This is a genomic window from Sphingobacterium alkalisoli (assembly GCF_005049105.1).
In the GTDB taxonomy this organism is placed as follows: domain Bacteria; phylum Bacteroidota; class Bacteroidia; order Sphingobacteriales; family Sphingobacteriaceae; genus Sphingobacterium; species Sphingobacterium alkalisoli.
In genome coordinates this window covers 732,732-743,712 of sequence record NZ_SUKA01000002.1, presented here as the reverse complement: position 1 = coordinate 743,712, position 10,981 = coordinate 732,732, and the positions used below count along the sequence as shown (strand labels likewise).

Annotated in this window: 1 protein-coding gene; it reads right to left on the bottom strand. The window is 44.0% G+C overall.

Features of this window, described 5'->3' with window-relative positions; genetic code table 11:
- Positions 1 to 10,716 (bottom strand): Ig-like domain-containing protein (locus FAZ19_RS08785; RefSeq protein WP_211245463.1); only part of this gene is annotated, 10,716 nt, incomplete at its 3' end.
- Positions 10,717 to 10,981: the final 265 nt, after the last annotated feature.

Sequence of the window (10,981 nt, the reverse complement as noted above, 5' to 3'; positions counted from 1 at the left end):
GATCGGTGGCGTCTCGTCTTCATCGTCATCTACTTCGATACCGTTCTTAACCGTACCCGTAGCATTCGCAGGAACATGACCTGTAATATTCAGTTCGATCGTACCGCCCACATTGACCTCGTTGCTCACTTCGATCGTGAACACTCCGGTAGCTGCGTCGTATACTCCGTCGAACGTAGCATTTCCGCTTGTCACCGTGATGTCGCCACCTGCGATAACAAGCCCGTCAGGTTTTTCAGTGATAATCACTTCATGTCCTGTCTTAGCGGTAGACGGACCGTTGTTGGTCAGTACCACTTTGAAGTCAACACTCTCTCCGGCGATAGCACTGGTAGCAGTTGTTGTCTTAGAAACGCTAAAATTAGATACTCTATTTACATTAATATCAGGTGTAGTAGCTGTACCCTCTGGTGTGGTATAGTCACCCGCTGGATCTTCGCTCCAGATATTGATTGTGTTATTGATTACATCAGCTACGATGTCAGTTGCTACATCTACACTTACCGTAAGCGTTAGGCTCTCGTTAGGCGCAACTGCTGTCGCCACCTCAAGCGTGAACGAACCGTCCCCTGCTACCATACCCACCATACCATTGCTCGAAGTGATACCGCTGATCACCTGTCCGGCACTCACTGCATCCTGTAGATACAACATAGTTCCTGGAAGGATCGTAGACGTACCTTTGTTTGTCAACGTAACCGTGTAACTGTATGCTTCACCGGCTGTAGCTGTAGGTGCATCACCGGCTTTCTTAACTGCATCCGGATCACCCCATCCGTAGTCACGGTCTACCGGAATATCAGGTGTAGTAGCTGTACCCTCTGGTGTAGTATAGTCACCAGCCGGATCTTCGCTCCAGATATTGATTGTGTTATTGATTACATCAGCTACGATGTCAGCTGCTACATCTACACTTACCGTAAGCGTCAGGCTCTCGTTAGGCGCAACTGCTGTCGCCACTTCAAGCGTGAACGAACCGTCCCCTGCTACCGTACCCACCATACCATTGCTCGAAGTGATACCGCTGATCGCCTGTCCGGCACTCACTGCATCCTGTAGATACAACATAGTTCCTGGAAGGATCGTAGACGCACCTTTATTTGTCAATGTAACCGTATAGCTGTATGCTTCACCGGCCGTTGCAGTAGCTGCATCACCGGTTTTCTTAACTGCATCCGGATCACCCCATCCGTAGTCGCGGTCTACCGGAATATCAGGTGTAGTAGCTGTACCCTCTGGTGTGGTATAGTCGCCCGCTGGATCTTCGCTCCAGATATTGATTGTGTTATTGATTACATCAGCTACGATGTCAGTTGCTACATCTACACTTACCGTAAGCGTTAGGCTCTCGTTAGGCGCAACTGCTGTCGCCACTTCAAGCGTGAACGAACCGTCCCCTGCTACCGTACCCACCATACCATTGCTCGAAGTGATACCGCTGATCACCTGTCCGGCACTCACTGCATCCTGTAAATACAACATAGTTCCTGGAAGGATCGTAGACGTACCTTTATTTGTCAACGTAACCGTATAACTGTATGCTTCACCGGCTGTAGCTGTAGGTGCATCACCGGCTTTCTTAACTGCATCCGGATCACCCCATCCGTAGTCGCGGTCTACCGGAATATCAGGTGTAGTAGCTGTACCCTCTGGTGTAGTATAGTCACCCGCTGGATCTTCGCTCCAAATCTTAATTGTGTTATTGATAATATCCGCAGTGATTGCCGCATCTACATTGACAGTAACCGTAAGACTGAACGTACCATCAACGGCGATAGCAGTCCCAGGCGTAAAGGTGAACTCACCCGTCGCGCCGATTGCACTTACTGTACCACCTGTTGAGGTAATGCCGGTAAGGGTCTGTCCGGCCGAAACAACATCCTGTAAGTAAAGTACAGTACCCGCTTCAATCACAGATGGACCTTGGTTCTCTACAGTAACCGTATAACTGTATGCTTCACCGGCTGTAGCTGTAGGTGCATCTCCTATTTTAGTAATTGCATCGTCGTCGAAACCGTAGTTCTTAACAACATTAAGAATAGCAGGAGCGGATTCAACCGTACATCCTCCATCTATTGAAGTCACCAATACGCGGTAACTTGCAAAAATGCCTTCCGTTTGAGTTGCAGGAACTACAACATCAAAAGAAGCAGTAGTAGCGTTGGTTATATCTAGCCAAGTTGCACCACCGTCTGTAGATGTTTGCCATTGGTAAGTAACAGGTAACGCGGTATTGCTTAATGCTACTGTAAACGTCGCTGTCGTCCCTGCATCAACCGTCACACTTTGCGGTTGAGAGGAGATTGCAGGTAGTTCGTTTACGTTAACTTCGATTGGTGTTCTTTCACCAGTTTCGCAAGTACCAAAACGTATAGTTTGTACATATAAAGTATGTATTCCCTCTGATAGCTCGGTAACATTTACCATATTACCACCTGTAGGAGCATCATAGATTTGGTATGTTGTACAATTATCTGGAACCGGGATAGTAATATCACCTTCCGGACATATTTTAAATTTATTATCGCCATTTGGTCCTGCGACAACAGCAGGAATCGTGCGTGTAATCTCATGCACCTGCAATTGATCCAGTACAGAAGCTACACCACCGTATAGAATCTTCACGCGATCAAATGGCGCGTTAGCGATGAATTTTACATCAGCTTGCTCGTTTCCGGCAAGAAGCGTGATCTTCAATAGCGTTCCATCGTTATGGATTGGTGCACCTACCGCTGTATTGCCTAGGTAAGGTTGAATCGTAAAGGATTCTAACAAACCTACTGTCAATAGTGACGATGGTTTTCCAACTCTGATGGTCAGCGTATCGCCAGCAAGTGCAGGTGTACTATACAATACCTCTAAGCGGGTATACGCGTTAACACCAACCGCATTGTTGAGCACTGCAAACGTTCCATCACTACCATCCACTGCATTTGCAGCATCGACAACATTGACTAAACCATTCAATGCACCTACACCTCCGATTGGACGCTCGATACCACTTAACACATCGATCACGCCATTCGGCTCGTCACAATCTGGCGTACCTGGAGTATGGTAATACGCTTCGTATAGATTTACAGACTGTGCTACAGTAGCTAAAGCAGATAAGTAAACTTTCACTCCACTATAAACTACTTGCTGTCCACTTGCATTTGTTGGAACGAAGGTGAAATCAAAAATATTCTCGCCAGCAACGATGTTGACTAAGTCTCCATCGACAAGATGCGATACACCAACTGGATTTCCTGCAGCATTGATTGGCTGAACACGGATACCACCGGCAAGCTGTGCAACAGTTAAGGTCTTGCCTAATTTCACGGTTACAGGAGTACCAGCAGCAATTGGGCTACCAGTCCATTTGATGTTCTGGTAAGTTTGTCCCAAAAGTCCGGCTACATTAGCCACCTCTGTCAGTGTACTAAATGTTGCCACATTTTGATCTGCTGCTTGGGTTGGATTCGTTACGGAACCCAAGTTAACAAACAACAGTTTAGTTACATCATATTGCGACGCATCATTTCCATATACCCTGGTATATACCGGAGGACATTCGCCCGGATTGAATACACGGATAGTTACACTCGCAGCTGTTTGACAGCCCGAAAGTGTATTTGTTCCGATCAAGGTATAAACATGCGTACCCGGAGAAGTAAAAGGTCCGAAGGTCGTTCCGTTAAAGTCGGCACCCGACTGATCTTTCCATTGGTAAGTCACACCGGCCTCGGTATTGTACGTTGGCACAGCAACACTTTCGTTTATTTCTATTGCATAAGAAGATGCTTCGTTAAACACGATTACCGGAGCTGGATTTACCGTAACGGTTACCGAAATGCGATCCGCAATTGCGCTCTCACAAACACCGTCTCCCGATACAGCAACATAATAGGTTACTGTCGCATTTGGCACCAAATTCAAGCTAGGTCCAGTAAATTCTGGCGTTGTTGCAGAAGCACTGTCGTACCAATAGAAAATTGGATTCGTCAGCGTAGAAGTTGTCGTTAAAGTTACCGCTGATCCCTCACATACTGGGTCATTACCTGTCACTGCGACATCGGCTGCAGTTGCTCTTGGTGTAACACCGATAGTTACCGGTGCAGAAACTGCACTTTCACAATTAGCCGCATTAACAGCGATCACTGTATATTGTCCTGCATCTGATAAAGAAGCAGAAGCGATTGTCAATGTATTTGAGGTTTCTGTTAACAAATCAGCACCTCTGTACCAGATATAGCTGGCAGCACCCGCTATAGCAGTTAACGTCATCGTTTCACTTTCACACACTGTAGCTGCACTTGCCGTTATTGTCGGTGTGTTTGGCAATGCATCTACAGAGACTGACACTTGCGCAGGAGGATTATCGAAACAGAAACCTGATCCCGCGATAATAGCATAATAAGTTGCAGTACCCGTTTGTGTCGGAGTCACTACTATGGAAGCACCTTCGCCTAAATAGCCACTTAGTGCGTTGCCATTGAATCCACTGTACCACTTAATGAAAGTTGGGTCTATACCCGCTGCTGCGCCCAAAAGGTCGGCATTTAAGGTAACAGATCCACCAATACATACCTGTCCGACGGAAGTTGTCAGGTCTAAGTTTGCTAATCCAAGTTCTATACAATCAGTCGGCATACTGTGTATTGCCGTCTCGCTTACCTCCGCATTGCTGGCAGTTACGCTATTGTCGATAGACAATACAACACCAGTATCAAGTGGATCATCTACCGTTACTGTAAATGTATAGGTTTGTGTTGCACCCACGGCCAATGTCGGAATGGTTAACTCTACATTCGGACCATTTTGGGTAAAGTCAACCGCATCAAGCAATGTCGTATTCGTCGGAATGGCGTCAACAAGCTGAACGTTTGTTAAATCTTTATTTCCTGTATTTGTAATGGTAACCGTATAGGTAATTACATCATTTGCTTGCGCTTGTCCTGAGTTCGCACCATCACTTACGCCAGCCAAGCTCAAGTCGATTGTATAAATGTCCTGTACCGGAATTTCGGTTGGGTCACCCGGAGTTGCACTAGGATCAGGTCCAGCCGGAGGATCCATAGGATCAGCTGGAGGTACTGTCGGTGTACCTGGATCAGACAGATCTGTTTTAACTAGTGCAACATTACTAATTGCATTGATTCCAGTCAAGTCCACATCCACTTTGACCACGAAACTTACAGATGCAGTCTGTCCAAAGGCTACATTGATGTTTGTAAAGTCAACGGTGTTACCATTCAATGTACCACCCGAAACATAGGTCGTACCTGCAGGAATAGCATCGGATACGGACAAGCCCGCTAAATCCTGATTACTTTCATTTTTAATATAAATCGTGTACGTTACATCTTCCCCACCACTTACCGTGGTGTTAGATGTACCGTTTGCGATACTGTACCCTTTCCAAGCGACGAGATCATCTGTCGGATCAACCGGAATCAACGTGGGATCACCAGGGTTTGTTCCCGGTGCAGGACCAGCCGTTGCATCAGTTGGATCTGCAGGTGCTGTCGACGTCGGTGTTCCGGCAGCCGTTACTACAGCTACGTTGCTGATTTCTGTCACACCAGTCAAATTATCTTGAACCGATACATCGAAACTTCTCGTTACTGTATCTCCTACCGGAATATCGATTCCTGCAAAATCAACAGACGCACCATTTAACGTACCACCGGATACATACGTTGTTCCGACAGGTAAGGCATCAGAAATTGATACCCCTGTTAAAGTTTGGTTACCCGTATTCGCTATATATATCGTATACGTTACTGTTTCACCACCACTAACCGAAGTTGTACTCGTACCGTTAGCAATACCAAAACCTTTCCAAGTCGACACCGAAGAATTCGGATCCACAGGTATATCTGTTGTCGTACCCGGAGGAACGTTCTCGTCCGGACCAGCTATAGGAGTCGAAGGATCAGCCGGAGGCACAGTACCCGTACCTGGATCGTTTTCATTTTCTTTTACATAAGCTACGTTACTGATATTTGTCGCACCAGTTAGGTCCGCATTAACGGTAACTTTAAAGGATACTCTTGCCGTGTCACCTACTGCAATCGTTATATTTTCAAAAACTACGCTGTCTGCGACTAATACACCTCCTGAACCCGCAACGTACGTTGTATATTCCGGAATGGTATCTACCACGCGGTAGTTTGTTAATGCTACGGCACCTGTATTCGCAATATGGATGGTATATTCAATTTCCTCATCACCTTTAACATTAGCGACAGCCGTTCCGCTGCTTGTCTCTTGGTAAGACTTCCAAGTGTCGAACAGTGGCGTATTACAATCTTTCTCAACTGCGTACACCCTTAATGCAGGCAATGCGCTCACATTCAAAACACCTCTTAAGCCTATGCTTATTTTGTCGTACTCTACGCCCGGTGCAAAAGGAACTACACCTTTCGTCCCGTTATTAAGAATACCCAGTACATTTAGACCATTAATCAATTGGCTTTGTACATCTAAAGTTGCTACTGGAGTAGCACCATTGTATGCAATTATTTCCAAGCCACCGATCAAGTTTGCATCCAAAGCACCTGAACCGTACTGTAAGGTCAAGTTCACGACTTCACTTGGCAATGCACTCTTACGGAAATCAAAATATTGTTTTACAGATGTACCTACAGCGACATTACCCAAACTGATTTCAGAATAATCTGTTGTATTTGCATTGATCGCGTGGTCTGCATTATCCACTCCCGAACCAGCAAGTCCTAATGCTGTTAATGCCAAACCTGAAGCATCGTACGATGTGGTAAACACGGGTTGACAATCCGTCAATGGATTATCGACACATGCACCATATACATTCATAGAATTGGGCTGCGCCAGCAATCCTAATAAAGAATTGGTGTGGTCCGTGACCCGGATCGCATCATACTCTGCAGTTGGTGTTATTGCAATATAATACCGTCCTAAGTTATCCTGAACGATGCGAAGTCTATCGTTATTATCACCAAAATTATTGTTACTACCTCCTTGAAGTACTACCGTTGAACCATCCTTCGCTTGCACAGAGAAATAATGATCTCCTAGCGTCAACCCATTTACAACACTAGCCAAAGTACCTCCTATGCTACCACCCAGAAGATTATCTAATAATGTCGGATCAAAATCGATACGCACATAAGCCGTTTTATTTGCTGGAATTTTCTCACCGAATCCAAGCTCTACAAAACCTTCGTACTGATTGCCAAGTCCTAATAATACCCCGGCACCAGAATTCAATGTTGCATGACTATCAAAATCATCGTCGAATAGGTTATCAATATTATCAGCATTCGATGCATCAATTACAGTGGTAATACAAGTTGGATTTTCAAAAGGAGAAGGTGTTGTCGTTGTTGGACAACCGGCACCGATACGTTTTACCTCATAAAGACGCACCGAAGGAGTCAAAGCTACATTAGCTGTTGATCCTACAATTACGTCCACTCTGTCATATGGAAGAGCCGCTTGATAGGTCAACGTCTGAATACCACCTGAACGGAAAAGATTCAACAAATTAAGGTTGTTGATTACTCCCTGTTGTAGTGTAAACGTTTCCGCTACTGAACTACCATTATACGTCACTATGCTATATCTGCCTAGAAGATCTACAGACGCTAAGCTTGACGGATCTAATTGTAAACGTACTTTTAGCGTATCACCTGCGGTAGATAGCTTGTTAAAATAAATTCGTTGCGATACTTCTGCTGCCACAGCAACCGTTCCTGTGCTGATTTCAGAATAATCAGAAGAGTTAGTACTGATTGCATGGTCTACGTTTTGAACACCAGCACCATTCAATAGACCTAATGAAAGTCCTGATTGGTCGAAAGACGTGAATTGAGCGGGAAGACAATTGTCTGTACCCATTTCCATACAAGCCTCAAAGATTTTCATCGAAGCGACATCCTGTGTCAGACCAACTAACGAAGGGAAATGTTCCGTAATACGGATATTTTGATAATCCGCATTCGGCGTGATCGCAATATAGTATCTACCTATATTATCCTGTACGATACGAAGATCACCACCAGTTACGTTCACAAAACCCGACTGACTAGATCCTGTTAATACCGTCGTCCCTCCGGTTTCAGCTGTTTTGGCTTCCACTGAGAAATAATGATCGCCCAACAATAGACCACCGACATTATCTACCAAAACACCTAATGTACCACTTAACAAACGATCCAAAACATCACCGTCCATATCAATACGCACATACGAGGTTTTATTCGCGGGAATACTTGTCGGAAACTCATATTCTAAGAAACCGCTATATGCACCCATGCCTAACAATGTACCACTACTTGCTGTCAAGGTAGCAAAGGATTCATTATTACCATCTGCAGCAAGATAAGGGTAGTCTGCATGTTCCCATGCTACTACTGTAGCTTCACACGATGGATCCTCAAAAGGTGTCGGTGTCGGTGTTGGCAAATTGAAATCCGGATCTTCACAGCCAGATCCTGCAGGACCAAACCGTTTCACGTCATACACCTCTACTGACGATTCGAACGCGCTTACACCTACTAGGGAGTTAACACGTATTTCAATACGGTCAAACGCTTTTCCAGGTGCGAAGGTTAATGTACCTGGGTTGCCTCCTCCAAGAAGACCCAGTACGTTTGTACCATTTAATAATCCACCGCCTAATGATCTACGGTAAACTTCTGTATTGCCGTTATAGGCAATTATTTCATAGGCGCCGAGTAAGTCTACATTTAATGTCGCACTTGCTTTAACTGCTAATTTTATTTTGAAAACTGATTGTGGATCACTAAGGGAATTAAAATCGATGTATTGCGACATCGATCCAGCAACCCCCAGTAAACCAAGATTGATTTCAGAGAACGTGTTTGTATCATCGTCAATCGACCGTTCAGGGTTCAACACACCTGTTTGTCCAAGTTGCAATAAGTCCAATGTAATACCACTTCCTTCATAAGAAGTGGAGAATGCAGGATCACATATTTCATCACTTGCATCATAGCATACGTTGTAGACATTTAAGTATTTGTCGGCAGATAACAAACCAACAACAGCTGTTGTACGATCCGTTAATCGGATATTCGTAAACGGTTGATCGGCCTTAATTGCAATATAATATCTACCGGTCTTATCTTGTACGATTCTAACTTGTCCATTCGACGAATCAAAAAGATTAGCACTCGAGGTGTTTAATGTTTGCGTACCCCCATCCTTCAATTCTACTTCGAAGAAATGATCACCTAATACCAAACCATTTACCAGGCCTCCAACAAGGTTCCCCAGACTACCCGCTAATAGCGATTTCAGTATATCTTCATCATAATCTATACGGATATAAGTTGTTTTACGCGCCGGAACTGCAGATGGGAAATTTACTTCCAAATGACCAGCCCTACTTCCTAAACCAACAAGAATTCCTGCATCGGAGCGTAGCGTAGCGTAGCTATCGAAATTATCATCGACCGCAAATTGAGGATCATCCGCATTTAAAGAAGAAACAACTGTTGTATTCGCACACATCGGATCAAACAGCGGATTTGCGGTTGGAGGTGGTTCAGGACAAGACGCACTTGAACGCGTTACGCCGTAAATGCGTAAATCCGCACCTATACTAACACCGATTGTATTTTCTAACACGACTTCAACCCTATCAAACGGTTGGGCCACATTAAGACGAATCGTTAGAATACCGCCTGAATTTAGTGCCCCCAATAAATCTAACCCATTAATTAAACCGCCTTGAATTTGCTGATTTAAAACAGGAGTCGGATTCGTTCCATCGTAAGCGCGGATATAATACCCTCCTAACAAACTAACATCAGCTATAGCCGAGCTCAATTGCAGTCGTACTTTTAGAACCGAATTCGCTTCTGATGAAGATGGGAAATAAAAACCTTGCGAAAACGATCCTGCAACAGATAATAAACTAGATTTTAAAACCGAATAATTTGATGTATTGTTGTCAATTGCGTAAGAAGGATTTTCCACAACACGGTTGCTTGCCCCTAATAAACTTCCGAGATTCAAACCTACACCACTTGCTTCCCCATCTCCCGCATATGCCACTGGCGCGCAATCCGGTATATTTGATACCGCGTAAGCGTAATGAATATTTATTGTTCTAGTAGCTAGAACATTTACATCAGCAGCAAAGGTTAATCTAATTCTAACGGAATTAAAAGCCTCGACATTATCAGTTGATTGAACAGCTATATACGTAACTCCATCATTATCTGTAACGAACTTAACATTGGCACTGCTACCTAAAAGAGTTCCATGTCCGGAACTCCCTGCGTTTGCAGTTGCATTTTTATACAGAGTGGCCTGTATAAAATTAGAAGGAGCTCCTAGTAAAGAGCCCAATCCCAATGTCAACCCAGTCTGACTGATTCCCGAATACCGAATATAAACCCAGTCATTCGGTTGTAAATCATTTTCAAACTTCAACTGCAGCCAGCCATCACCGGACCCAACCAATCCTGCCAAAACTCTTGTAGAAGTTATTTTAGCAAAACTAGCTTCAGAACTATTTGCAGCGTTTCCAGGATCATCAACACCAGAGCTGCCGGACCCAAGAAGTCCAACAGCTACAGCTCCACTACTAGGGGTAACAGTAGCATACTCTTTTGTCTGCCCGTAACTTGTGATTCCCGAGATCAGCAAGATAAACAATAGAACGTACCTACCCAGGGACAGAATCCCTGGTTTAAGGTCCACAGTTTTGATGTTTTTCATAGATAGTAAGTAGTATAAGCTAATACCAAAGACCAAAAGTCTTGGACATTGATATTAATAATATGTTTTTCATAACTCCAGGCCTAGATAAAATCTCTTGACCCATTACAAATCTAACGAAGAAATAATGTAATAAAAAAATTTTTTTATAAAAATTAATAAGGATATAATATTAGAAATATATAAAACTTTAGAGAAAAATTATAATACAAAAGATTAATTTAAATTTTCATTTAACAAAATTTAACACTTGAAATTTCTCTTA